Genomic DNA, 24,619 nt, shown 5'->3' with positions numbered 1-24,619 from the left:
GCGGTGCTGGATGCCCCGGCTCAGCCTCGGTCCGCGCGATACGCGCACCGGCACTCGAACCCGTAATTGTAAGGCAACCCCCACCCGATGCCGAAGCTGGACCGCTATCTCTTCGCCGAATTCACCCAGAGTTTCCTCGCTGCGCTGATGGTGCTGCTGGTGGTGAGCCTGGGGGGCCTGCTGGTGGACGTGCTGGGCGACGTGGCCGACGGCAAGCTGCCGGCGGGGCTGCTGTTGTCCCAGCTGGGGCTGGCGGCGGTGACCTTCATGCCGCTGATCCTGTCGCTGTCGCTGATGCTGGGCCTGATGCTGGCCATCGCCCGGCTCTACCGCGACTCGGAAATGCCGGTGTTGACCTCCATCGGCGTGGGGCCGCGGCGCCTGCTGCGGCCGCTGCTGCTGCTGGTGGTGCCCATGGTGGTCCTGGTGGGCATGATCTCGCTGTGGCTGGGGCCACTGGCCGCACGCACCAGCCAGTCGATGATCGCCCAGGCCAACCGCTCGCTGATCGTGGCCGGCCTGGAACCGGGCAAGTTCACCGTACTCAGCAATGGCTCGGTGGTCTACGTCGACGGCATGTCCGCCGATGGCACCGAACTGAGCAAGGTGTTCATGCAGCGCCAGCAAGGCGACCGGCTGGACGTGGTGACCGCCAGGAGCGGCAAGATGTATTTCGAAGGCGAGACCTCGCGCTACCTGCAGCTGAACAATGGCTTCCGGGTGGAGGGGCCGGCCGATGACGGCAAGGATTTCCGCCTGATGCGCTACGCCAGCAATGCGGTGGCGCTGCCGGACCAGCAGGAAAGCAAGCCCGACGACGATCCCGAACTGCTGCCCACCGGGCAACTGCTTGGCGACAGCCGGCCGCAGGCCAATGCCCAGCTGCACGCGCGCATCACCCCGCCGCTGCTGTGCCTGGCCTTCGCCCTGCTGACCCTGCCGCTGGCGCGCAGCGCGCCGCGCCAGTCGCGCTACGGGCGGGTGATGCTGGGGTTCCTGGGCTACCTGGTCGCCTTCCTGATGATGATCAATGGCACCCAGTGGCTGACCAGCGGCAAGCTGCCCGCCGCGGCCGGGCTGTGGTGGCTGAGCGTGCCGCTGCTGGTGCTCGGCGTGTGGGCCTACAGCCGTGATGGCCGTCTGCGTCGCCCGCGCGGAGCCCGCGCATGAGCCGTCTGCTGCGCATCCACGACCTGTATGTCGGCAAGGTCGTGCTGGGGACGGTGATCCTGGTATGGGCGGTGCTGTTGGGCCTGGACATGACCAACGCCATGTCCGGCGAGATCAAGGACATCGGCAAGGGCAGCTACACCTTCGGCCATGCGGTGGCCTACGTGGCCTATACCGTGCCCCGCCGTGCCTACACCCTGTTTCCCACGGCCGCGGTGATCGGCGCGTTGATGGGGCTGGGGCAACTGGCGGCGAGTTCGGAACTGACCGCGCTGCGCGCGCTGGGACTGTCGCGTCGTCGGCTAAGCCTGTCGGTGGCCGTGGCCCTGGGCCTGCTGACGGCCGGGATGGTGGTCAGCATGGAATGGGTCGGGGCCTGGGGCCAAGATCAGGCCGACAACCTCAAGGCGGCGGCCAAATACGGCGATGTAGCCCGTGGACGCTACGCCAGCCTGTGGGCACGCGAGGGCGACATCTTCCTCAACGCGCAGACCGGCGAGGAGACCAAGGTGGATGGGCGTGACGACGTGGTCCTGCGCGACGTGCGCATGTACCAGCTCGACGAACAGGGCCGGCTGGCCTCCATCGCCCATGCCGCCACCGCCACCCATGGCAAGGACAGTTGGCTGCTCAAGGACGTGGTGCGCACGACCTTCGGCGAGCGTTCGCTCAGCCAGGATAAGGTGCCCGAAGAGACCTGGGCGTCCAAGCTGGATCCGGCGGCCCTGGCCGCCAGCCTGGGGCGGCCCCGCTACATGTCGGCCAAGGACCTGTCGCGCAGCATCACCTATCGCCGGCGCAACGGCCTGGATGCGCGCGACTACGAAGAGGTCTACTGGGGGCGCTGGTTCTATCCGGTGAACGTGCTGGCGCTGTGCCTGGCGGCCATCCCGTTCGCCTTCGGCAGCCTGCGCAGCGGCGGCATGGGCAAGCGCCTGTTCACGGGCATCATGTTCGCCCTGGCGTTCTGGCTGCTGCAGCTGCTGTTCGGACGCATGGGCACCGCGCTGCACCTGGACTACCGCCTGGCCTACACCGCCACGCCGGTCCTGATGCTGGTCATCTCCTGGTGGTTGTTCCGCAAGCGCAGCAGTTGACCCGGGCTAGGTCCGGGGCCTGCGCAGCAGGCGCGTCCGACTCAGGCGGTCGTGCCAGGTGAGCCGGTCGCGGTCGACCCACGCCCACCAGAAGCCCAGCCCAGCGCACAGCAGGGACACGGTGCCGACCGTGTAGCGCAGCCACAGCGCACGCCAGCTAGGTGGTTGCTCCGCGTGCTGGCCCACCACCGCGATCCGCCAGGGACGCATGCCCAGGGTCTGCCCGCCATGGCGCCAGCTCAACGTGGCATACAGCCCGGTCACGCACCAGCAGCAGGCCCACAGCAGCCACTGCAGGGCACTGAAAGGCGCGATGTTCTGGCGCGCGGCGTGGTGGCCGAGATAGGTATAGCCGGCGGTGAAAGCGGCCGACACCGCGAACCACAGGGCCAGCGCCGGCCACGCGTCGTAGCACAGGGCCAGCAGGCGCCAGCCGACGAATGCGTGGCGCGGCGGAGGCAGGGCGAGGGGCGGGACGGGCGCTGACATGGCGCCAGCATAGTCGCCCCTGGCCTGCCGGCCATAGCGCGCCGCGGGATGGCGGCGCCTTTGCCTGCCGACCGCGACGGCCGTGCGGCGCGTCTTTCGGGAACCCAACGACACGCCCTAAGCTGGGGCGATGTCCACGCCCGCCGACCGACGCCAGCGCGTCAACGCCTTGCCTGCCTGTCGCCCCGCCGATCGCGCGAGCATCGATGGGTTTCTCGATGCCGCGTGGGCCGAAGGCGGGTTGGCGCGTGCGACCTTGGAGGCCTACCGTCGCGATCTGGAGGGCCTTGCGCGCTGGTCCGCCGAGCAAGGCGCGGCCGAGCTGTCCAGGGCTGATCGCGCGCTGCTGTTTTCCTTCCTCGCCTGGCGGGCCGGGCAGGGATATTCCCCCCGGAGCAATGCGCGCCTGCTGTCCTGCCTGCGCGCGTATTACGGGCAACTGGTCCGCCGCGGGCGCCGCACGGACGACCCAACCGCCTTGCTCGATCCACCACGGCTGCCGCGCGCCCTGCCCAAGGCCCTGTCCGAAAGCCAGATCGAGGCCTTGCTGGCGGCGCCGGATGTCGCCGCGCCGGCGGGTCTGCGCGACCGGGCGATGCTCGAACTGATGTACGCCTGCGGGCTGCGCGTGAGCGAACTGGTCACCCTGCCCGACACTGGAGTCAACCTGCGCCAGGGTGTGCTGCGGGTCATGGGCAAGGGCAGCAAGGAGCGGCTGGTGCCGTTGGGGGAGGAGTCCCAGCACTGGCTGCAGCGCTACCTGGACCAGGCCCGCGCGGTACTGGCCGGAGCGCGCGGCGCGGTTCGGACGGACGGGCAGACCGCGTTGTTCATCGACGCCCAGGGGCGCCCGCTGAGCCGCCAGGCGTTCTGGGGCCTGGTCAAGCGGTATGCGGCACTGGCCGGCATCGATCCGGCCCGGGTCAGCCCGCACGGCCTGCGCCACAGCTTCGCCACCCACCTGCTCAACCACGGCGCCGACCTGCGCTCGCTGCAGTTGATGCTGGGCCACAGTTCGCTCTCCACCACCCAGATCTACACCCTGGTCGCCCGCCAGCACCTGCAGGGCCTGCACGCCAAACACCACCCACGGGGGTGAGGTGCACGCGCGGCATGCCGCGCGTGCGCCGAACGCACGGCCATGGATGGCCGGGCCGGGCGTTCCGGAGCCGATAAGGCTGCGCCATGGATGGCCACGGGAATCCATCCTGCAAGCACGCGCGGCATCCCGCGCGTGCGCCGAACGCCCGGCCAGGGATGGTCGGGCGGGGCGTCCTGGAGAGCGATCAGGTTCCGCCATGCAAGGCGGGTGGAGAGGTGATCGCGAAGGAGTCGCAGCAGTGCTTAACCGGTTCACACCCGAGCGCGCTCCTGGATGGCGGCATCCAAGCACTGCAACACGCTGTACCAAACCCCGCAAACAGGCCTTCAGCCGGCTTGTGCGAGAATCCGGGCGATCTCCCGCCACGGCGGGCCACGCGCAGGCGGCCAGTTGCTGAACCGGTCGCCGCCCTCGAATCAGGAATGTCCGATGCGTCGTCTTCTTCCCTTCGCCCTGCTGGCCGGCCTGAGCCTGACCGCCTGCGCCCAGCAGCCGCAGAACGCCGCCGGGCAGGCCGGCACGGCCAAGGCCGATGCCACGCCCCCGCAGGCCGCGTCCAACGATCCGGCCGATGCCAAGGTCCGTGCCGCGCTCAAGCGCCTCAACCCGCAGGTCGACGTGGACTACATCGGCAAGGCGCCGTTGCCGGGCTTCCGCGAGGTGATCGCCGCCGGACAGCTGGTCTACGTCAGCGACGATGGCAAGTACCTGCTGCAGGGCAGCGTGGTGGACATCAACGATCGCAAGGACATGATGCAGTCCAGCCCGGCGCTATCGAGCTATCGGCAGAATCTGCTCAAGTCGATCAAGACCAGCGACAAGATCGTCTTCGCCCCCGAGCACCCCAAGTACACCGTCAATGTCTTCACCGACATCGAGTGCGGTTACTGCCGCAAGCTGCACAGCCAGATCGCCGAGTACAACAAGCAGGGCATCGCCGTGGAATACCTGGCCTGGCCGCGCATGGGCCTGGGCAGCCAGGACCACAAGGACATGATCTCGGTGTGGTGCGCGGCCGACCGCAAGCAGGCCCTGACCGATGCCAAGACCTCCGGCAAGGTCACCCCGCGCGACTGCACCAACCCGGTGACCATGGAGTACGACGTGGGCCAGCGCCTGGGCGTCAACGGCACCCCAGCGATCTTTGCCCCGGACGGCAGCCAGATCGGCGGCTACCTGCCGCCGGCCGAGATGCGCGCGGCGCTGGACAAGCTGGCGGCCGCCGATGCCACCAAGGCCCAGGCCTCGCCGGCCGGGATGCCGTAACCGGCATTCGCGCCGTCCGAACCGCTTTTCGAAGCCGGCCCCGCGCCGGCTTCGCTACAATGGCCGGCCCCGTCTTGACGGCTCGCACCCCACGGTTCCGGACATGATCGTCCTCGAAGGCCAGCCGGCCTTGTCGCAGTTCCGCCGCGCGCGGCTTGAATCCCGCCTCAAATCGGTCGCCCCGCAGGTCCGCCTGCTCGGGACCTGGCAGGTCTTTTTCATCGATCCGCAGGCCGGCACCGCGCCTGACCTGGATGCGCTGCGCCGCATCCTCCAGGCCGGCCAGGCGCCCGCCGAGCGCGAGGCCGGCGCCAGCAGCCGCTTCGTGGTCCCGCGACTGGGCACGCTGTCGCCCTGGTCGAGCAAGGCCACCGAGCTGGTCCGCGGCGCGGGGCTGCCGATCCACCGGGTCGAACGCGGCACCCGCGTGGACCTGGCCTGCCTGCCCGACGATGCGCAGGCCCTGGCCGCGGTGACCAGGCTGCTGCACGACCCGATGACCCAGTCGCTGCTGGCCTCGACCGACCAGGCCCAGGCCCTGTTCGAGGCCCCGGCGCGCGGGGAGCTGGGGCGCATCGCGCTGGACGACCTGGAAGGCGCCAACGCGCGCCTGGGGCTGGCCCTGGCCCAGGACGAGATCGACTACCTGCGCGCGCGCTACGGCGAGCTGGGGCGCGACCCGTCCGACGTCGAGCTGATGATGTTCGCGCAGGCCAACTCCGAGCACTGCCGGCACAAGATCTTCAACGCCAGCTGGACCATCGACGGCCGCGAGCAGGAGCGCTCGCTGTTCAAGATGATCAAGCACACCCATCAGCAGACCCCGCAGCACACGCTCAGTGCCTACAGCGACAACGCCGCGGTGGTCGAAGGCCTGCCGGCCGCGCGCTATCGCCCCGACCCGGCCACCGGCCGGTACCGCAGCGAAGCGGTGGTGCCCAGCGCGTTCCAGATCAAGGTGGAGACCCACAACCATCCCACCGCGATCGCCCCGTTCCCCGGCGCGGCCACCGGCGCCGGCGGCGAGATCCGCGACGAGGGCGCGACCGGCCGCGGTGGCAAGCCCAAGGCCGGCCTGACCGGCTTCAGCGTCTCGCACCTGCGCATCCCGACCCTGCCCCAGCCCTGGGAGGCCCCGCGCGCGCTGAATCCGCGCATGGCCCCGGCCCTGGAGATCATGCTGGACGGCCCGCTGGGCGGCGCGGCGTTCAACAACGAATTCGGCCGGCCCAACCTGCTGGGCTATTTCCGCAGCTTCGAGCTGGCCGAAGGACCGGGCCTGACCCGCGCCTACGACAAGCCGATCATGCTGGCCGGCGGCCTGGGCGCGATCGACCGCAACCAGGTCGAGAAGAAGACCCTGCAGCCGGGCGATGCGGTGATCGTGCTCGGTGGTCCGGCGATGCTGATCGGGCTGGGCGGTGGCGCCGCCAGTTCGGTCGCCTCCGGCGACAGCGCCGAGGACCTGGATTTTGCCAGCGTGCAGCGCGACAACCCGGAGATGGAGCGTCGCGTGCAGGAGGTCATCGACCGCTGCGTGGCGCTGGGCGCGGACAACCCGATCCGCTGGTTCCACGATGTCGGCGCCGGCGGCCTGTCCAACGCCATTCCCGAACTGCTGCATGATTCCGGCGTGGGCGGGGTGATCGACCTGGACAAGGTGCCCAGCGACGATCCCTCGCTGTCTCCGCTGGAACTGTGGTGCAACGAATCGCAGGAGCGCTACGTGCTGGGCGTGCCGCAGGCGCGCCTGGCCGAATTTGCGCAGATGTGCGCGCGCGAGCGCTGCCCGTTCGCCGCCGTCGGCGTGACCACCGCGGAGGAGCGGCTGGTCGTCGGATATGGCGTCAGCGTGGAATCATTGCGTGCTGAGCGCGAGGGCACCCCGCTTGCCGGCCAGCAGGCACAGCCTGCTGGCGTTCGCGAAGGCGCGGACCAGTGGTCCGCAAGCGCCTCCGCTCACCCAATCAACCTGCCCATGGACGTGCTGTTCGGCAAGGCGCCCAAGATGCACCGCGACACCGCCCACCCGGCGCCGCCGCGCTGGCCGGAGCTGAAGACCGTCGGGCTGGACCTGCACGAGGCCGGTCTGCGCGTGCTGGCGCATCCGTCCGTGGCCGCCAAGAGCTTCCTGGTGACCATCGGCGACCGCAGCGTCGGTGGCCTGACCGCGCGCGAACAGATGGTCGGCCCCTGGCAGCTGCCGCTGGCCGACTGCGCCATCACCCTGGCCGGGTTCGACACCTTTGCCGGCGAGGCCATGTCCATCGGCGAGCGCACCCCGCTGGCGCTGCTGGATGCGGCCGCCTCGGCCCGCATGGCCGTGGGCGAGGCGATCACCAACCTGTGCGCCGCGCCGGTGCAGGCGCTGGACACGGTCAAGCTGTCGGCCAACTGGATGGCCGCGGCCAACCACGCCGGCGAGGACGCGCTGCTGTACGACGCCGTGCACGCCGTGGGCATGGCGCTGTGCCCGGAACTGGAGCTGAGCATCCCGGTGGGCAAGGACTCGCTGTCGATGCAGGCGCAGTACCAGGCCGACGGCCAGGCGCACAAGACGGTCTCGCCGGTGTCGCTGGTGATCTCGGCGTTCGCACCGGTCGATGACGCGCGCACCCAGCTCACCCCGGTGCTCTCGCGCGAGCCGGACACCGAGCTGTGGCTGATCGGCCTGGGCGGCGGCAAACAGCGCCTGGGCGGCTCGGTGCTGGCCCAGGTCCATGCCGGCGAGGAGGCCTTGCCGGCCTTTGGCGGTGACACGCCGGACCTGGACGAGCCGCAGCTGCTGCGCAGCTTCTTCGAGCTGATGCGCGATGCGCGCGCGTCCGGGCTGCTGCTGGCCTACCACGACCGCAGCGACGGCGGCGCGTTCGCCGCGCTGTGCGAGATGGGCTTCGCCGCGCACCTGGGCGTGGACATCACCCTGGACGCGTGGGGCGACGACCCGTTCCGCAGCCTGTTCAATGAAGAACTCGGGGCCATCGTGCAGATCGCCTCCGAGGACCGTGCTGCCTTCGCCGATCTGGTCGAGCGCCACGCCCTGACCGAATGCGCCCAGCGCATCGCCAAGCCCACCACCGCGCCGATGGTGCGGGTGAGCCTGGGCGATCGCACCCTGGCCGAATGGCGCTGGGAGCAGCTGTTCGACAGCTGGTGGTCGGTCACCCACGCCATGCAGCGCCTGCGCGACAACCCCGAAAGCGCCGACGACGAGCGCCACACCGCGCGCACCTTCGCCGATCCGGGGCTCAGGCCGAAGCTGTCCTTCGACCCGGCCGAGGACGTCGCCGCGCCGTTCATCGCCACCGGCGCGCGGCCGAAGGTCGCGATCCTGCGCGAGCAGGGCGTCAACGGCCAGATCGAGATGGCCAATGCGTTCGAGCGTGCGGGCTTCGATGCCTTCGACGTGCACATGAGCGACCTGATCGAAGGCCGGGTGACCCTGGAGCGCTTCACCGGCCTGGCCGCCTGCGGCGGATTCAGCTACGGCGACGTGCTGGGCGCGGGCCGCGGCTGGGCGACCTCGATCCTGGAGCGCGCCGCGCTGCGCGAACAGTTCGCCGCGTTCTTCGCCCGCGAGTCGACCTTCTCGCTGGGCGTGTGCAACGGCTGCCAGATGCTGAGCCAGCTCAAGGACATCATTCCTGGCGCCGAGCACTGGCCGCGCTTCCTGCGCAACCGCAGCGAGCAGTTCGAGGCACGGACCTCGCTGCTGGAGGTGGTCGAATCGCCGTCGGTGTTCTTCCGCGGCATGGCCGGCTCGCGCATTCCGGTGGCCGTGGCCCATGGCGAGGGCCGTGCCGAGTTCGACTCGCCGGTCGACCAGGCCACCGCGCGGGTGGCGCTGCGCTTCATCGATGGCGATGGCCAGGTGGCCGCGCGTTATCCGATCAATCCGAACGGCTCGCCGGACGGCATTACCGGCCTGACCACTGCCGATGGCCGCGCGACGATCCTCATGCCGCATCCCGAGCGCACGCCGCGCAGCATCAACCTGAGCTGGGCCCCGGAGGGGTGGGCGGAGGATTCGCCCTGGTTGCGCATGTTCCGTAACGCACGCGTGTGGTGCGGTTGATCCGGTTTACTGCACTGCAACGTGTTGCCAGAGCGCGCCCGCCGATTTGTTCGGCGGGCGCTCTTTTTTGTGACGTCCATCACTTTACGTGACAAAATTTTGACGCTTTTCGAGCCTTGATTCAGCTCGGGATCAGCTAAAACCCCTTTTTTAACAAAGGGTTGCGTGTGTCAAGCTGTGGCATGAACGCCACTTGACGCACTGAAATCCCCTGGATGACTATCGAATCAAGCACGTGACCTCCGTCAACGCGCCAGGTCCGCCATAAATCCCCCCGCAAGTCAGCGGACCTCCCGAAGTACCGAAAAAAGATCTCCTCGCGAACCCCTGTGCGCAAATTTCCGTTTGCGCGCCGCGGGAGCTCTTTGCCCAAAAAAATCCGAACAACAACAACGCCCAAGGAAAGGAAGGATGAATCGCATTTTCTGCAAGCTGTGGGACGCTGAGCGTGGCCTGGTCGTGGTCGCTTCCGAACTGGCCAAGGCCAAAGGCAAGGGCAAGGGCGCGCGGCTGTTGCAGGCCGCGACGGTCACCACGGCCCTGATCCTCTCCCAGACCGCGCTCGCCCAGTCCATCGGGGGCGGTCGTTCCCCGGGCCAGGCCAGCACCGCGATCTCCCCCCAGGCTGCCGCCTGCGCCGACGCCGCCAGCCGCGTGGCACGGGCGACCGGCGACCTCTCCATTGCCGTGGGGTGCGGCGCGCTCGCCTCTGGCACCACCTCTACCGCCGTGGGCGTCCAGAGCGAAGCCAGCGGCGATCAGTCCACCGCCATGGGCGCGGCGGCGCTGGCCAGCGGCGATGCAAGCAGCGCCACCGGCGCGCTGAGCCAGGCCTCCGGTCTTGAATCCACCGCCTCGGGTTACTACAGCACCGCCTCGGCCGATGGCGCCACCGCCAGCGGCGCGGAAAGTCTCGCCTCGGGCATCGAATCCACCGCGCAGGGCTTTTTGGCGACGGCCAGCGGCGATGGCGCATCGGCGCACGGCGCAGAGTCGCTGGCGGCCGGCGCCTTCTCCACGGCCAATGGCTTTTACAGCGTCGCGGACGGCAGTTACGCCACCGCGCTGGGTGGGTATTCGAGCGCGCAGGGCAGCGGCAGCACGGCCGTTGGCAGCAGCTTCGACGTGGGCGACTACCTGTTTGGCCTGCCGGACCTGCTGGTCGTCGACAACCACGCGCTGGGCTTTGGCGCGACCGCGGTCGGTGCCGGCGCAGGCGCCGAAGGCGACCTGACGTCGGCCTTCGGGACCTGGGCCGAAGCGCTGACGCCTGGCGCCACCGCCCTGGGTGCCTGGAGCACGGCCAGCGGCGAGAACAGCGTGGCGCTGGGCGCCAACGCCGTGGCCGACCGCGACAACACGGTCTCGGTGGGTGCCGAGGGCGCCGAACGCCAGATCACCAATGTCGCCGCGGGCACCGAGGACACCGATGCGGTGAACAAGGCGCAGCTGGACCAGGCCACCACCGCCAACAAATACCTGGCGATGAACGGCAGCGACGCCAGCCAGGCCGGCGCCTATGCCGACGGTGACGACAGCACCGCGGTGGGCGAAGCCAGCAACGCGATCGGCACCGGCGCTTCGGCTTATGGCGCCGGCGCGACGGCAATGGCGGATATGGCAACGGCGGTCGGCTACGACAGCGTCGCCGATGCCCCGGGAGCCTCGGCCTACGGCGTGGGCAGTCAGGCAACCGGGCAGAGCGCCACGGCCATCGGCGGGCAGATGACGGTGGTCAACGGCACGACCTGGGAGGAGGAGACCTGGTCGACCGAGGCCAGCGGCCAGGAGAGCACGGCCATCGGCACCGCGGCGCATGCCACCAACTACGGCAGCACGGCACTGGGCGTGGTGTCCGAAGCCAGCGGCGAAAGCGCCACCGCGTTGGGGCAGGCCAGCACGGCACGCGGCGACAACAGCGTGGCGGTCGGAAGTCAGGCGCGTTCCAGCGAAGTCTTCAGTACCGCCGTTGGCGCCTGGTCGCGCGCCACGGGGCCGCGTGCCACCGCGGTGGGTGAAAACGCCCTGGCCCAAGGCGATGGCAGCGTGGCGCTGGGCGGCTTGGCTGCCGCCGGCGGCGACCAGAGCATCGCGATCGGTTGGAACAGCATCGTCTTCCCCGACAGCGGCGACAGCATGGCCCTGGGTGCCAACGCCATGGTGGAACCCGGTGTGCAAGGCGCCGTGGCGCTGGGCGCCAACGCCGTGGCCGACCGCGACAACGCGGTCTCGGTGGGGGCCGAGGGCGCCGAACGCCAGATCACCAACGTGGCGGCCGGCACCGAGGACACCGATGCGGTGAACAAGGCGCAGCTCGATGCGGTGGCAGACACCGCCGAGACCACCAGCAAGTACTTCCAGGCCAGCGGCAGTGCCGACAGCGATGCCGGCGCGTACGTCGATGGCGACAACGCCACGGCCGCTGGCGAGGCGTCCAATGCCATTGGCAACGGCGCATCGGCCTATGGCGCCGGCGCCACGGCCTTCGCCGACAACGCCACGGCCACCGGCGCCGGTGCCAGCGCGCTGGCCGACAACGCGACCGCCCAGGGTGCCGGTGCGCAGGCGCTGGGCGATTACGCCACGGCGACTGGCGCGGAAGCCGAGGCCAGCGGCGAGCAGTCGACGGCGACCGGCGCGGCCAGCCTGGCTTCGGGCGATGGCAGCGTGGCCAACGGTGCGCTGAGCGAGGCCTCCGGGATCGAATCGACCGCCTCGGGCTACTACAGCAGCGCGTCCGGGGACGGGGCTTCGGCGTTCGGCGCCGAGAGCATCGCCAGCGGGGTGGAATCCACCGCTGCCGGCTTCCTGGCGGGCGCCAGCGGCCTGGGCGCCACCTCGATCGGCGCCGAGTCCCTCGCCGCGGGCGACTACGCCACCGCGCTGGGCCTGGCGGCCTCGGCCGATGGCGAGAGCGCCACGGCACTGGGTGAATTCAGCCAGGCATCGGGCGCCGAATCCACCGCCGTCGGCGGCAGCACCTTGTTTGGTCTGATCAACACCCGCGCCACCGGCACGGGCGGTTCGGCCTTCGGCAACGGGGCGTGGGCGACGGGCGAATACAGCACGGCGCTGGGCCACAACACCTACGCTTCCGGTGACGACAGCACGGCGATCGGGGTGAATGCCTATGCATCGGCCGACGATGCCGTGGCCCTGGGCGCCAATGCCGAGGCCGACCGCGACCATACGGTCTCGGTGGGCGCCGAAGGCGCCGAACGTCAGATCACCAACGTCGCGGCGGGCACCGAGGACACCGATGCGGTAAACAAGGCCCAGCTCGACGCGGTGGCGTCCACGGCGGAGACCACCAACAAGTACTTCCAGGCCAGCGGCAGTGCCGACAGCGATGCCGGGGCGTATGTGGATGGCGACAACGCGGTCGCGGCCGGCGAAGCGGCCAATGCGATAGGCAATGGGGCATCGGCCTATGGCGCCGGCGCCACGGCCTTGGCCGACAACGCCACGGCGGTGGGCGCCAACGCGACCGCCAGCGGCCTGCGGACCGTGTCGCTGGGCGCCAACAGCGAAGCCGCCGCGACCGGTGCGGTGGCGGTCGGTGTCAAGAGCCTGGCCAGCGGTGTCAACAGCACAGCGATCGGCCGTCAGGCGACGACCTACGGCGAGAATGCGGTGACCGTCGGCTACAACGCCTTCGTGCGCCAGAGTGCGTCCAACGGCGTGGCCCTCGGCGCCAACGCCGGTGCGACCGGCGCCAACTCCGTCGCGCTCGGCGCCGGCTCGCGGACCTACGAGGCCGATACGGTCTCGCTGGGCAGCGGCAATGGACGCGGCGGTCCTGCCACGCGTCGCATCGTCAACCTCAGCGCCGGCTCGCTTGCCGCAGGCAGCACCGATGCGATCAACGGCGGTCAGCTGTTCCAGACCATGCAGGCCTACGCGAACTACCTGGGCGGCGGCGCGGCGGTCGGACCGCTGGGCGGCATGACCGCACCGACCTTCGTCGTCCAGGGCGACGCCTACCACTCGGTGGGTGATGCGATCAGCGCGCTGGACAATCGGGTCACCGAGCTGGCTGGGGGTGACAGCACTAAAACCTCTGCGTCCGCCTCGCGCACGGCCAGCCGCGTCGCTTCCACCGCGTCGACCGAAGGTGCGCCCACCACGGCGGCCGAGGGCGAGCCGGTCGCCGCCGCGGATACGCGGGTGGCCTCCGAGGCAACGGACGAAAGCCAGACCAGCACGACCGGCAGTGGCCAGATCCGCACCGCCAGCGTGCCGGCGGTCCCGGCCGACGTGCGGGCCTACGCCGACACCACCGCGACCGAGACCTTGACCGCGGCCAATGCCTACACCGACGCGCGCTTCGAGGCCTGGAACCAGGATTTCGAAGGCTACAAGCGCGACACCGACCGTCGTTTCAGCGAACAGGACCGCCGCATCGACCGCCAGGGCGCGATGAACGCCGCCATGCTCAACATGGCCACCAGCGCGGCGGGCATTCGCACCGACAACCGGGTGGGCGTCGGCGTGGGCTTCCAGGGCGGCGAGAACGCGCTGTCGGTGGGCTATCAGCGCGCCATCAGCGAGCGTGCCACGGTCACCGTCGGCGGCGCCTTCAGTGGGGACGAACGCTCGGTGGGCGTGGGCGCCGGCTTCGGCTGGTAGTCAGCAGGACACAGGCCGGGCGGCCCGCGGGTCGCCCGGCACGCAGGACGCGCATGTCGACAACCCGGCCCAGGCCAGCCGGGGCTCAGGGGGCCACACCATGCCGCAACGAACGGCCAGCAACTTCATTTCGCACAAGGAACGCACCGCAATGAAAACCAAACTCCTCTCGGTCGCCCTGTCGGGCATCGTCATGGTCATGTCCGCAGGGGCTGCGGCGGCCGCCCAGCCCGCGCCAGGGCTGAAGATCATGCCGCTGCCGACCGGCGCGGATGCGGACCAGAAAATCGGCCGCTTCATCATCACCTATCGCGATGGCGCCACGGCCAGGTCCAGTGCAACCGTGGCCGGCAACGCGACCCAGGCCTTGTCGCGTGCGGGCCTGAATGCCGCCGGCAAGACGCCCTCGGCCCGGTACATGCGCAAGCTGGCCACCGGCGGCGAGCTGGTGCGGACTTCGCGCAAGCTGGACCGGGTGGAGGCTGCGGCCTTCATGCGCCAGCTCGCGGCCGACCCCAACGTGGTCAGTGTGCAGGCCGACGTGCTGCGCCGTCCGGTGCGCGACATCCAGGCACCGGCGGCGCTGCAGTCGGCCACCTTCACCCCCAGCGACACCTACTACGCCAACTACCAGTGGCACCTGAAAACGCCGGATGGCACCGTCACGGCCTCCGGCAATGCCAACGAAGGCGGCGCCAACGTCAACAACGCCTGGGACCTGGCCGATGGCAATGGCATCGTGATCGCGGTGCTGGACACCGGCATCACCACCCATGTCGACGTGGATACCTCGCTGGGCGATGCCGGCTACGACTTCATCACCGACAGCCTGGTGTCCGGCCGTGACACCGACGGGCGCGCGCCCGGCGGCTGGGATACCGGTGACTGGACCACCGAGGAGCCCTGGCTCAGTGCCTGTACCGACGCCAGCAATCCGCCGGAAGACAGCTCCTGGCACGGTACCCACGTGGCCAGCACCGCCGGTGCGGAGCTGACCAACAACGCGCGCGGCATGGCCGGCGTCGCCTACAACGCCAAGATCCTGCCGGTGCGCGTGCTGGGTCACTGCGGCGGCTATGACAGCGACATCGCCGACGCGATCATCTGGGCCGCCGGCGGCACCGTGAGCGGCGTGCCGGCCAACACCCACCCTGCGCAGGTCATCAACCTCAGCCTGGGCGGCTCGGGCGTGTGTTCGGCCTCCAGCGTTACTGGCCAGGCCGTGGCGCAAGCCAATGCGCTGGGCGCCTCGGTGGTGGTCTCGGCGGGCAACAGCAACGCCGATGCGGCCAACTTCTCACCGGCCAGCTGCCCGGGCGTGATCACCGTGGCGTCCACCGGCATCACCAGCCGGCGCGCCTACTATTCCAACTACGGCACGACGGTGGAGATCGCCGCGCCAGGGGGCGGGGTGTACGCCAACGACGGCAGCTCGGGTACCCCGGTCAACGACGGCTTCGTCTGGCAGGCGCTCAACTCTGGGGCCACCACCCCGGTGCCCAATGACAGCAACTACGGCGGTTACGCCGGCACCTCGCAGGCGGCGCCCCACGTGGCCGGCGTGGTCGCGCTGATGCAGGGGGCGCGGCTGGATGCCGGCCTGCCGCTGCTGACGCCGACCGAGGTCACCGCGATGCTGCAGGCCACTGCCCATACCCCGGCAGTAGACCCGGCCGCCAATCGTCAGATTGGCGCAGGCATCGTCGACGCCGCAGCGGCGGTCGAGGCCGCCATCGTCGAACCCTGCGACCCGGCCACCGAGCAGTGCGGTCCGGTGGCCACGCCGATCGAGAACCGCGACAAGGTCAAGGTGTCCGGTGCGGCCGGCTCGGAAACCCTGTACAGCTTCCAGGCCAGCGCCGGCACGACGATCTCCTTCGTTACCGCCGGTGGCAAGGGCAATCTGTCGATGTACGTGAGCTACGGCAAGGAGCCGACCTCCAGCAGCTACGACGCCAAGTCCACCCGCTCGGGCAACAACGAGTCGGTCCGCATCAGCAATCCGCAGGCCGGGACCTACTACATCAAGCTCGTGGGCGAGTCGTCCTACTCCGGCGCGACCTTCACCGCGCGCCAGTAAACGCGTTGCTGCTTTTGTGACACGAAGCCCCGGCCGTGCGGTCGGGGCTTTTTTTTCGGCACAGGGCTGTCGTGGGGCCTGCTAAAGTGAGGCTCTTCTCTCGTCGCCGGAGGCGCGTGTGAGTGCGGTGCCTGCCCTGATTCCAGATATGGACGTGTCGGTTCCGGCCGATGAGCGCGTGGTTGCAGCGCTGCTGGCCAAGGGCCGGCTGAAGGATGTCGATCTGGCCCGTGCGCGGCGCCTGCAGGAAGAGACCGGTGGCAGCGTGCTGGCCCTGCTGCTGCGCCTGGGCCTGGTGTCCGAGCGCGACCACGCCGAGACCAGCGCCGACGTGCTGGGACTTGAGCTGCTCTCGACCAAGCAACTGCCCGACGTCCCGCCGGAACTGCCGGAGGATGTGACCCTCTCGCTGCGCTTCCTCAAACAGTTTCATGTCTGTCCGCTGGCCGAGCACGATGGCGTGCTCGATCTGTGGGTGGCCGATCCCTGCGATGCCTATGCCGCCGACGCGGTGCGCATGGCCATCGGCGGTGCCGTGCGGGTGCGGGTCGGCCTGCGTTCGGAGATCGACGACGTCATCGAACGCTGGCACGGCCAGGGCCGCAGCGCGATGGGTGCCATCGTCGAGAACGCCGATGGCGAGGCCGGTGGCGACCTGGACGATGTCGAGCATCTGCGCGACCTGGCCTCCGAGGCGCCGGTCATCCGCCTGGTCAACCTGGTGATCCAGCGTGCGGTAGAGCTGCGCGCCTCGGACATCCACATCGAGCCGTTCGAGAACCGGCTCAAGGTGCGCTACCGCGTCGATGGCGTGCTGGAGGAGGGCGAAAGTCCCCCGGCCAACCTCACCGCCGCGGTGATCAGCCGCGTCAAGATCATGGCCCGGCTCAACATCGCCGAGCGCCGCCTGCCGCAGGATGGGCGCATCCAGCTGCGCGTGCAGGGCAAGGAGCTGGACCTGCGCGTGTCCACGGTGCCCACCGCGCATGGTGAGAGCGTGGTGATGCGCCTGCTGGACCGCGAGACGGTAGTGTTCGACTTCCAGCGGCTGGGTTTCACCGACGCGTTCCTGCCGCAGTTCCTCAAGGTGCTCGAGCAGCCGCACGGCATCCTGCTGGTGACCGGGCCGACCGGCTCGGGCAAGACCACCACGCTGTACACCGCGCTGAGCCAGCTCAACACCGAAGACGTCAAGATCATTACGGTCGAGGACCCGATCGAGTACCAGATCGAGGGCATCAACCAGATCCAGGCCAAACCGCAGATCGGCCTGGACTTCGCCAGTGCCCTGCGCAGCATTGTGCGCCAGGATCCGGACATCATCATGATTGGCGAAATGCGCGACCTGGAAACCGCGCGCATCGCCATCCAGTCCGCGCTCACCGGCCACCTGGTGCTCTCCACTCTGCACACCAACAACGCCGCCGGCGGCATCACCCGCATGCTGGACATGGGCGTGGAGGACTATCTGCTGACCTCCACGGTCAATGGCATCCTGGCCCAGCGCCTGGTGCGCCGGCTGGAGCCGCAGCACGCCGAGCGCTACCCGGCAACGCCCGAGGAGATCGCGCGCTTCGACCTGCGTCGTCACCAGCTCGAAGGCGAGATCTTCCTGTATCGCCCGCGCGGCTCGGCCATCGCGCCCACCGGCTACCTGGGCCGCACCACCATCACCGAGTTCCTGGTGATGGACGACGCACTGCGTTCGGCGGTGATGCGCCACGCCGGCATGGGCGAGATCGAATCACTGGCCCGCCAGGCCGGCATGCGCACGATGTACGAGGACGGCATCGCCAAGGCGTTGGCCGGCATGACCACCATCGAGGAAGTGCTGCGGGTGACCGAGGATGCATGAGCGCGCCAACGGTGTCGCGGCTGGCGTGCGCGTTGGTGTCGCCAGCACGCGCGTGAGGCCCGGAGTCGTCGTCCCCGTGTGCGCGGGAATGACGACTGACGGCTGCGCTTTCCCGAGTTCGGACTGATGCCGCTTTACCGCTACAAGGCGCTCAACGCGCGCGGGGAAGTGCTCGAAGCGCAGATGGAGGCCGCCAGCGAGGGCGAGGTCGTCGCGCGCCTGCAGGAGCAGGGCCATCTGCCCGTCGAAGCCCGGCTGGCTTCGGAAGGCGGCGGGCTGGGCGCGTTCAAACTGCTGGTCCAGCCCAATCCCTTCGGCGGCGAGCGCCTGGTGCTGTTCACCCAGCAGCTGGCCACGCTGCTGGGCGCCGGCCAGCCGCTGGACCGTGCGCTGACGATCCTGCTGGAGCTGCCCGACGAGGACAAGGCGCGCAACACCGTGGCCGACATCCGTGAGGCGGTGCGCGGCGGCGCGCCGCTGTCCACCGCGCTGGAGCGCCAGCACGGCACCTTCTCGCGGCTGTACATCAACATGGTCCGGGCCGGCGAGGCCGGCGGCAGCCTGCATGACACCCTGCAGCGGCTGGCCGACTACCTGGAGCGCAGCCGCGCGCTCAAGGGCCGGGTCATCAACGCGCTGATCTATCCGGCCATCCTGATGGTGGTGGTCGGGCTGGCGATGCTGTTCCTGCTGGGCTACGTGGTGCCGCAGTTTTCGCAGATGTACGACAGCCTGGACGTGCAGCTGCCGTGGTTCACCCAGTTGGTGCTCGCGCTGGGCCAGTTCGTGGCCGGCTGGTGGCTGTTGCTGCTGGCCGTGCCGGCGGTGTTGGCGCTGTGGGCCGACCGCAAGCGCCGCGATGCGGCCTTTCGCGAACGCTTCGATGTGTGGATCCTGCAGCGCAAGCTGGTCGGTCCGCTGATCGCGCGGCTGGAAACCGCCCGCCTGGCGCGCACCCTGGGCACGCTGCTGCGCAACGGCGTGCCGCTGCTGGGCGCGCTGGGCATCGCGCGCAACGTGATGAACAACCGTGCCCTGGCCGGCGACGTGGAAAACGCCGCCGACGCGGTCAAGAACGGTCGCGCGCTGTCGACCTCGCTGGGCGTCGGCAAGCGCTTTCCGCGCCTGGCGCTGCAGATGATGCAGGTGGGCGAGGAGTCCGGCGCGCTGGACACGATGCTGCTCAAGACCGCCGATACCTTCGAGGCGCAGACCGCGCAGGCCATGGACCGCATGCTCGCCGCGCTGGTGCCGGCGGTGACCCTGGTCCTGGCGGCGGTGGTGGGCGCGGTCATCATCGCCGTGCTGGTGCCGCTGTACGATCTGGCCGGTGCCATCAATTAGGGCGTGCTGCCCACCATCCCCCGATTCGCTCCACGCAATGGAAGACTGCACATGCACAACCGTCGTTCGCTGACCCGCCTGCCCTCGCGCGCCGCCCAGGGCGGTTTCACCCTGATGGAGATCATCGTGGTGGTGATCCTGATCGGCGGCATCGTCGCCTTCGCCGCCAGCCGGATCCTGGGCAACGCCGACCGCGCCAAGGTCAACCTCGCCCGTGCACAGGTGCAGACGGTGGCCGAGAAGATCCAGCAGTTCGAGATGGACACCGGTCATCTGCCGGGATCGCTCAACGATCTGGTCACCGCGCCCGGGGACGCCGGCGGCTGGCTGGGTCCGTATGCCAAGGAAAGCGAGCTGAAGGATCCGTGGAACCATCCCTACCAGTACACCGTGCCCGGGCAGGCCGCGCCGTTCGACCTGGTCAGCCTGGGCAAGGATGGCCAGCCCGGCGGAGATAGCGTCAACGGCGACATCGCCTACCAGCACTAAGCCATGTGCGGCCGCGGGCCCGTGTCCGGCCGCCGCCCCGCGCGGGGCTTCACCCTGATTGAGGTGTTGGTGGTCATCGCCTTGATCGCGCTGATCGGGACCTTCACCGCGGTGGCGATGACCGGCGGCCTGCAGGGCATCCGCTTGCGCGCGGCGTCCAAGGAGGTGGCCTCGCAGCTGCGCTATACCCGCGCCCAGGCCATCGCCAGCGGCCGGCCGCAGCGCTTTGCGATCAACCCCAGCGGTCACGTCTACAGCGGGCCGGGGCGACGCAATGGACGCATCCCCGAGCAGTTGGGCATCCGCTTCTACGGGGCCCGCCAGGCCAGTGCCCAGGCCGGTGAAGGCGGGATCATGTTCTATCCCGATGGTGCCTCCACGGGTGGCAGCGTCGAGCTGCGCGCCGCGCAGGTCACTCGCAAGATCACCGTGTCCTGGCTGACCGGCGAGGTGCGCGTGACCACTCCGGGGAGCACGCCGTGACGCCGTGGCGGGCCCGGCGCAGGCGTGGGGTGTCCGCGCACGCTGTCCGTGCGCAGTCCGGCTTCACCCTGATCGAGGTGGTCGTGGCCTTCGGCCTGCTGGCCTTGGCGCTCACCCTGCTGCTGGGGGCGTTGTCGGGCGCGGCGCGGCAGATCCACCGCGCCGATCGCGCAGGGCGGGCGGCCCTGCATGCGCAGACCCTGCTGGACCAGGTCGGTGTCGGAGGGCCGCTGCAGCCAGGCCAGGACCAGGGCGAGCTGGACGGGGGGCGCTATCACTGGCAGTTGGACATCGCGCCGTGGACCGATCCACAGCTGCCGGCCACCGGGCTGGTCAATCCAGGCGCCAACCGGTTGCTGGAGCTGCACCTGGTGCTGACCTGGGGCGATGGCCCGGGCGAGCGCATGGACTGGCGCAGCCTGCGTCTGGCGCCGCCGGAAGGCGCAGGCGGGGTGGCGCCATGAGGCGCATCGGTGGCCGCCGCGCGGCGGGCTTCACCCTGATGGAGATCCTGCTGGCCACGCTGCTGCTGGCGCTTGGACTGGCGGTGGGCTTTGCGACCCTGCGCTCGGCCACCGCGCTGGTCCATCGCGGCGAAGCGACCGCGGCCCGCAACGAGCGCATCCGCGCCGTCGAAGGCTTCCTGCGCGCCCGCCTGGCCTCGGCCCAGGTGATCGCCTTCGCGCTGGATCCGCAGCAGGGCACGGCCAGCCGGTTCGAAGGTGCGCCGGACCGGATGCGGTTCGTCTCGGACATTCCCGACTACCTGGGCCGCGGTGGCCCGTACTTGCACGATGTGCAGGTCGTTGATGACGGCGCCCGCCTGCAGGTGGGGCTGGCGATGGTGCAGGCTGGCCAGGTGATCGAGGAGCCCGGCCCGCCGCGACCGCCGGAGCTGTTGGCCGACCACCTGAGGCAAGTGCACTTCCGCTATCGCGGCCTGGCCGAGGGGGGCGGGCTAGGTCCGTGGCAGGAGGCCTGGACCCAGGTCGAATCGCTGCCGGTGCAGGTCGCCATCCAGATCGAAGCCGACGACGGCGTGCACTGGCCGGACATGGTGGTCACCCTGGCCCAGGGCAGCGGCGCCAGCCACGAGGCCACGCCATGACCCGGCGGCGTGAACCCCGGCTTGCGCGCCAGCAGCGGGGCGTCGCGTTGCTCTTGGTGGTCTGGTTGATCGCCCTGCTCACGGCGCTGATCGGCGCCTTCGCCCTGACCGCGCGGGTAGAGTCGTTGCAGGGCCGGGTCCAGGCCGAAGGCAGCGTGGCCCAGCAGGTCGCGCGCGCCGGGCTGGAATACGCGCTGCTGCGGGTGGCCGACCCCGACCCGCGCACCCGCTGGCTGCCGGACGGACGCGCCTATGCCTGGCGCTACGGCAACAGCCAGCTGCAGATCCGCCTGGTGGACGAGACTGGCAAGGTCGACCTCAACCAGGCCGATGCGCAGACCCTGGCCGGTCTGCTGCGCGCGGTAGGCGTGGACGACGCGCAGGCCGGGCAGCTGGCGGCGGCCGTGCTGGACTGGCGCGACAGTGACGCCTTGACCCAGCCCGGCGGGGGCGCCGAGGACGCGGACTACGCTGCGGCCGGGCGGCCGTACGGAGCCAAGGATGCGCCGTTCGAGTCAGTGGCCGAGGTCGAGCAGGTGCTGGGCTGGAGCCCGGCGCTGTACGCCAAGGTGGCGCCGTATCTCACCCTGTACAGCGGCCGCAATCGGCCCGACGCGACCTATGCGCAGGGACCGGTGCTGGTGGCCTTGGGCATCGATCCCAATTTGATGCAGGCCCAGCGCGATGGCACGGTTCCGGCGCAGGCGGACGTGGGTCAGGGCACCGGAACGTATAGTATCGAGAGTCGCGCCACGCTCCCCGATGGCCGCCAGGCGGTGTTGCGGGCCGTGGTGCGCGCGGGGGGCGGCCCGACACCGGGCGCCATGTATACGACGCTGCACTGGGAGGAAGGTTGGGAACCCCGATGACGACACGCGCGGGCACGGCGATGCGGCCGGGCCTTGGACGTTCCGTGGGCGCCGCGGGCCGCTTCCTCGCCTGGTGGCGCGACGCGTTGGCCAGTTGGCTCACCCCGCGCTGGCGCGCCCTGCTGGGACTGGATCGCGAACGCCTGCTGCTGGTGCCGGGCGAGGGCCAGGTGCAGCTGCTGCGCGCCGGGCCGGACGGGCTGGGCACGCTGGCCGAGTTGCCGCTGCCGCTGGAGGCCGCCGCGCTCGATGCCGTGCTCGATGCCCGCCTGGTCGGGTTGCCGCGCTGGGGCCTGCTGCCGTCGGTGCAGGTGCTGCGGCGCCCGCTGCTGCTGCCGGCGGCCGCCTCCGAGCGCCTGCGTGAGGTGGTCGGCTTCGAGATCGATCGGCAGACCCCGTTCACCGCCGAGGCGGTGTATTACGACGCGCGCGTCACCGGGCGCCGCGGCGATGGTCAGATCGAAGCCGAACTGGTCGTCGTGCGCCGTCAGGGCGTGGACCGCGCACTGCAGGAACTCGGTCCGGTGGCCACCGGCCTGGCCGGCCTGGACGTGGCCGACGCCGGCGGCCAGCCGCTGGGGGTGAACCTGTTGCCGCCGGCCCAGCGCACCCGCCGCGTCAGTCCCGCGCGCAGCTGGAACCTGCTGGCCGCCACGGTCGCGGTGCTGGCCCTGTGCTTTGCCGGCTGGCAGGTCCTGGCCAACCGGCGCGCGGCGGCCGACGCCTTCGCCGCCCAGGTCGAGCGCAGTGCCGTGCAGGCGCGCGGTGTGGCCACCGAGCGCCAGCAGTTGGTCGACCTGGTGGAAGGGGCCCGCTTTCTGCAGCAGCAGCGCGCCGCGCGCCCGACCACGGTCGAGGTGCTCGACGAACTCACCCGCCTGCTGCCGGACAACACCTACCTGGAGAAGGTCTCCATCGAAGGCGACCGCCTGCTGCTGATCGGGCTCAGCCCCGAGGCGCCCGGGCTGGTCAAACAACTGGAGGCTTCCCGGTTGTGGAAGTCGCCGGCGCTGACCGGTGCGCTGCAGATGGATCGCCGCACGCGCCTGGACCGCTTCAGCCTGACCGCCCAGCTGGTTGGCGCGCCCGCACCGTCCGCAGCCCCGCGAGGTGCCGCCGATGGCCGTTAGGTCGGCGCAGCAGGACCGCTGGCTGGCGCTGGGCCTGTTGCTGGCCGCGCTGGCCTTGGCCTATCTGGTGCTGGTGCATCCGTGGTGGACCGTGCCGATGCGCCAGGCCGATACGCGCATCCAGGAATCACGCCTGCGCGAGCTGCGCGTGCGCACCCAGCTACAGCAGCAGCCGCAGATCGAGCGCCAGCTCGCCGCCGCGCGCGCGGCGCTGGGCAATCGCCCGGGCTTCCTGCCGGAGGCTTCGGCCGAACTGGCCACCGCCGCACTCACCCAGCGCCTGGAGACCGTGGTCTCGCGGGCCAGCCCGGGCAATCGCAGCTGTGCCATCACCAACCGCTCGCCACTGCCTCAGTCCGGCAAGCAGCGCTTCGCCCGGGTCACCGTGCAGGTCACCCTGCGCTGCGGCGTGCCGGAGACCGCCGCGGTGCTGCATGCGCTGGAGTCCGGCAGCCCACGCCTGTTCGTGGACAACCTCAACATCCTGGCGCAGAGCTTCAATTTCCGCGCGGCCAACCGCGACCAGGACCAGGGCAACGGATTGAACGTGAGTTTCGACCTGTCCGGTTACCTGCGGCCCACCCCAGCGCTCCCGCCAGCGGGAGGTGCCCGTGCGCAGTGAGGCCCTGGGCGCGCGCACCTGGCTGCTGATGGCGGTGGCTGCCTGGGCCCTGCTGGCCTGGGGGTTGGCGCTGGCCGGCATGGGCAGCCGTATCGTGCCCCTGCCTGACGATCCCGGACTGGTGCAGGCCCTGCCCAGTGTTCCCGCGCCGGTCCCCGAGCGCCTGGGGCCGCTGGACCAGTACGCGCAGATCAGCGAGCGGCCGGTGTTCGCCTCCGATCGCCAGCCGCATCCGTTCTACCTGGACGGGCAGGGCGCCGAGGCGACCGAGCAGGGCTTCGACTACGTGCTGACCAGCGTGCTGATCACCCCGCAGCTGCGCATGGCCATCCTGCAGTCGCCCGGCGACAACGGTCAGGCTGCGTCCGTGCGGGTCAAGCTGGGCGATGCGCCGCCGGCCACTCCGGGCTGGCACCTGTCCGAGCTGTCGCCACGGCAGGCCGTGTTCGATGGCCCGGACGGTCCGCGTACGCTGGAGCTGCGGGTCTTCGACGGCAAGGGCGGGCAGCCGCCGACGGCGCTGTCTTCTGGGGCTGGTGCGCGGCGTCCGGGCACCCCGCCTGCGCAGGTGATCGCACAGGGACGTCCGGTCGATCAAGACGACAAGAAGCCACCGCCGGATCGTCCGTCGCCTTCGGACACCCAGGGACGCGGTGCGCCAGCGTCGGCAGACGCCGCCGAGCCCGCCGAACCGGCGCAGTCGCCCCTGACCACCGAACAGCAGATGCAGGCCATCCGCGAGCGCATCGAAGCGCGGCGCCGGCAGATGCGCGAACAACAGAATTCCGGTGCGCCGGGAACGAACAAGTAG

Annotated in this window: 18 protein-coding genes; 17 read left to right on the top strand and 1 reads right to left on the bottom strand. The window is 70.3% G+C overall.

Annotation, left to right across the window (positions count from 1 at the left end; translation table 11 throughout):
* Positions 1 to 87 precede the first annotated feature (87 nt).
* Both lptF and lptG read left to right on the top strand, forming a co-directional pair.
* The gene (gene lptF / locus PJ250_RS04020; protein WP_271647262.1) at positions 88 to 1,170 is read left to right on the top strand and encodes an LPS export ABC transporter permease LptF; all 1,083 of its coding nucleotides are present in this window, start codon (positions 88 to 90) and stop codon (positions 1,168 to 1,170) included.
* Positions 1,167 to 2,267 (top strand): LPS export ABC transporter permease LptG, encoded by a 1,101-nt coding sequence (gene lptG, locus PJ250_RS04015; RefSeq protein WP_271647261.1) that lies wholly within the window; start codon positions 1,167 to 1,169, stop codon positions 2,265 to 2,267. Before lptF ends, lptG begins: the two co-directional genes overlap by 4 nt.
* 6 nt (positions 2,268 to 2,273) lie before the next feature.
* Here lptG and PJ250_RS04010 read toward each other — a convergent pair whose 3' ends face one another.
* On the bottom strand, positions 2,274 to 2,756 hold the full coding sequence (locus PJ250_RS04010) for an RDD family protein (RefSeq protein WP_271647260.1): 483 nt from the start codon (positions 2,754 to 2,756) through the stop codon (positions 2,274 to 2,276).
* Positions 2,757 to 2,886: 130 nt separating this feature from the next.
* Between PJ250_RS04010 and xerD the strand changes: the two genes are divergently transcribed.
* From xerD to PJ250_RS03935, 15 genes are all read left to right on the top strand, one after another.
* Entirely contained in the window at positions 2,887 to 3,855 is a 969-nt protein-coding gene (xerD, locus tag PJ250_RS04005; RefSeq protein WP_271647259.1) for a site-specific tyrosine recombinase XerD, read from the top strand.
* 432 nt (positions 3,856 to 4,287) lie between these two features.
* Entirely contained in the window at positions 4,288 to 5,124 is an 837-nt protein-coding gene (locus PJ250_RS04000; protein ID WP_271647258.1) for a thioredoxin fold domain-containing protein, read from the top strand.
* Between the two features lie 103 nt (positions 5,125 to 5,227).
* Positions 5,228 to 9,199: a phosphoribosylformylglycinamidine synthase gene (gene purL, locus PJ250_RS03995; RefSeq protein ID WP_271647257.1), complete on the top strand. Its 3,972-nt coding sequence runs from the start codon at positions 5,228 to 5,230 to the stop codon at positions 9,197 to 9,199.
* A 411-nt stretch (positions 9,200 to 9,610) separates the two neighbouring features.
* Positions 9,611 to 13,828: an ESPR-type extended signal peptide-containing protein gene (locus tag PJ250_RS03990; RefSeq protein WP_271647256.1), complete on the top strand. Its 4,218-nt coding sequence runs from the start codon at positions 9,611 to 9,613 to the stop codon at positions 13,826 to 13,828.
* 151 nt (positions 13,829 to 13,979) lie between these two features.
* Positions 13,980 to 15,908: a S8 family peptidase gene (locus PJ250_RS03985; RefSeq protein WP_271647255.1), complete on the top strand. Its 1,929-nt coding sequence runs from the start codon at positions 13,980 to 13,982 to the stop codon at positions 15,906 to 15,908.
* Positions 15,909 to 16,056: 148 nt separating this feature from the next.
* On the top strand, positions 16,057 to 17,763 hold the full coding sequence (gene gspE, locus PJ250_RS03980; RefSeq protein ID WP_271647254.1) for a type II secretion system ATPase GspE: 1,707 nt from the start codon (positions 16,057 to 16,059) through the stop codon (positions 17,761 to 17,763).
* 126 nt (positions 17,764 to 17,889) lie between these two features.
* Entirely contained in the window at positions 17,890 to 19,107 is a 1,218-nt protein-coding gene (locus PJ250_RS03975; RefSeq protein WP_271647253.1) for a type II secretion system protein XpsF, read from the top strand.
* A 51-nt stretch (positions 19,108 to 19,158) separates the two neighbouring features.
* Positions 19,159 to 19,596, top strand: coding sequence for a type II secretion system major pseudopilin GspG (gene gspG, locus PJ250_RS03970; RefSeq protein ID WP_271647252.1), 438 nt, complete (start codon positions 19,159 to 19,161; stop codon positions 19,594 to 19,596).
* 21 nt (positions 19,597 to 19,617) lie between these two features.
* Positions 19,618 to 20,079 carry a type II secretion system protein XpsH gene (locus PJ250_RS03965; protein WP_271647251.1) on the top strand — a complete coding sequence of 154 codons (462 nt, stop codon included), beginning with the start codon at positions 19,618 to 19,620 and terminating at the stop codon, positions 20,077 to 20,079.
* Between the two features lie 29 nt (positions 20,080 to 20,108).
* The gene (locus PJ250_RS03960) at positions 20,109 to 20,543 is read left to right on the top strand and encodes a type II secretion system protein XpsI (RefSeq protein ID WP_271647250.1); all 435 of its coding nucleotides are present in this window, start codon (positions 20,109 to 20,111) and stop codon (positions 20,541 to 20,543) included.
* Between the two features lie 5 nt (positions 20,544 to 20,548).
* Positions 20,549 to 21,187, top strand: a complete 639-nt coding sequence (locus PJ250_RS03955; protein ID WP_271648517.1) for a general secretion pathway protein GspJ — start codon at positions 20,549 to 20,551, stop codon at positions 21,185 to 21,187.
* Complete coding sequence (locus tag PJ250_RS03950; protein ID WP_271647249.1) at positions 21,184 to 22,056, top strand: type II secretion system minor pseudopilin; 873 nt, start codon at positions 21,184 to 21,186, stop codon at positions 22,054 to 22,056. Before PJ250_RS03955 ends, PJ250_RS03950 begins: the two co-directional genes overlap by 4 nt.
* Positions 22,053 to 23,186, top strand: coding sequence for a PilN domain-containing protein (locus PJ250_RS03945; protein ID WP_271647248.1), 1,134 nt, complete (start codon positions 22,053 to 22,055; stop codon positions 23,184 to 23,186). The genes PJ250_RS03950 and PJ250_RS03945 overlap by 4 nt, the downstream gene beginning before the upstream one ends.
* Positions 23,176 to 23,808, top strand: a complete 633-nt coding sequence (gene gspM, locus PJ250_RS03940) for a type II secretion system protein GspM (RefSeq protein WP_271647247.1) — start codon at positions 23,176 to 23,178, stop codon at positions 23,806 to 23,808. Before PJ250_RS03945 ends, gspM begins: the two co-directional genes overlap by 11 nt.
* Complete coding sequence (locus PJ250_RS03935; protein ID WP_271647246.1) at positions 23,798 to 24,619, top strand: type II secretion system protein, XpsN-like; 822 nt, start codon at positions 23,798 to 23,800, stop codon at positions 24,617 to 24,619. The genes gspM and PJ250_RS03935 overlap by 11 nt, the downstream gene beginning before the upstream one ends.

The organism is Pseudoxanthomonas sp. JBR18 (assembly GCF_028198165.1).
Lineage (GTDB): Bacteria > Pseudomonadota > Gammaproteobacteria > Xanthomonadales > Xanthomonadaceae > Pseudoxanthomonas_A.
Note: the sequence above shows the minus strand (reverse complement) of the source record. Positions and strands in the feature narration are given on the sequence as shown.

What these genes read in the sequence shown, in the direction of transcription:
- lptF (WP_271647262.1), top strand. Translation starts at nt 88, where the DNA reads ATGCCGAAGCTGGACCGCTATCTCTTCGCCGAATTCACCCAGAGTTTC.
- lptG (WP_271647261.1), top strand. Translation starts at nt 1,167, where the DNA reads ATGAGCCGTCTGCTGCGCATCCACGACCTGTATGTCGGCAAGGTCGTG.
- PJ250_RS04010 (WP_271647260.1), bottom strand. Translation starts at nt 2,756, where the DNA reads ATGTCAGCGCCCGTCCCGCCCCTCGCCCTGCCTCCGCCGCGCCACGCA.
- xerD (WP_271647259.1), top strand. Translation starts at nt 2,887, where the DNA reads ATGTCCACGCCCGCCGACCGACGCCAGCGCGTCAACGCCTTGCCTGCC.
- PJ250_RS04000 (WP_271647258.1), top strand. Translation starts at nt 4,288, where the DNA reads ATGCGTCGTCTTCTTCCCTTCGCCCTGCTGGCCGGCCTGAGCCTGACC.
- purL (WP_271647257.1), top strand. Translation starts at nt 5,228, where the DNA reads ATGATCGTCCTCGAAGGCCAGCCGGCCTTGTCGCAGTTCCGCCGCGCG.
- PJ250_RS03990 (WP_271647256.1), top strand. Translation starts at nt 9,611, where the DNA reads ATGAATCGCATTTTCTGCAAGCTGTGGGACGCTGAGCGTGGCCTGGTC.
- PJ250_RS03985 (WP_271647255.1), top strand. Translation starts at nt 13,980, where the DNA reads ATGAAAACCAAACTCCTCTCGGTCGCCCTGTCGGGCATCGTCATGGTC.
- gspE (WP_271647254.1), top strand. Translation starts at nt 16,057, where the DNA reads ATGGACGTGTCGGTTCCGGCCGATGAGCGCGTGGTTGCAGCGCTGCTG.
- PJ250_RS03975 (WP_271647253.1), top strand. Translation starts at nt 17,890, where the DNA reads ATGCCGCTTTACCGCTACAAGGCGCTCAACGCGCGCGGGGAAGTGCTC.
- gspG (WP_271647252.1), top strand. Translation starts at nt 19,159, where the DNA reads ATGCACAACCGTCGTTCGCTGACCCGCCTGCCCTCGCGCGCCGCCCAG.
- PJ250_RS03950 (WP_271647249.1), top strand. Translation starts at nt 21,184, where the DNA reads ATGACCCGGCGGCGTGAACCCCGGCTTGCGCGCCAGCAGCGGGGCGTC.
- PJ250_RS03945 (WP_271647248.1), top strand. Translation starts at nt 22,053, where the DNA reads ATGACGACACGCGCGGGCACGGCGATGCGGCCGGGCCTTGGACGTTCC.
- gspM (WP_271647247.1), top strand. Translation starts at nt 23,176, where the DNA reads ATGGCCGTTAGGTCGGCGCAGCAGGACCGCTGGCTGGCGCTGGGCCTG.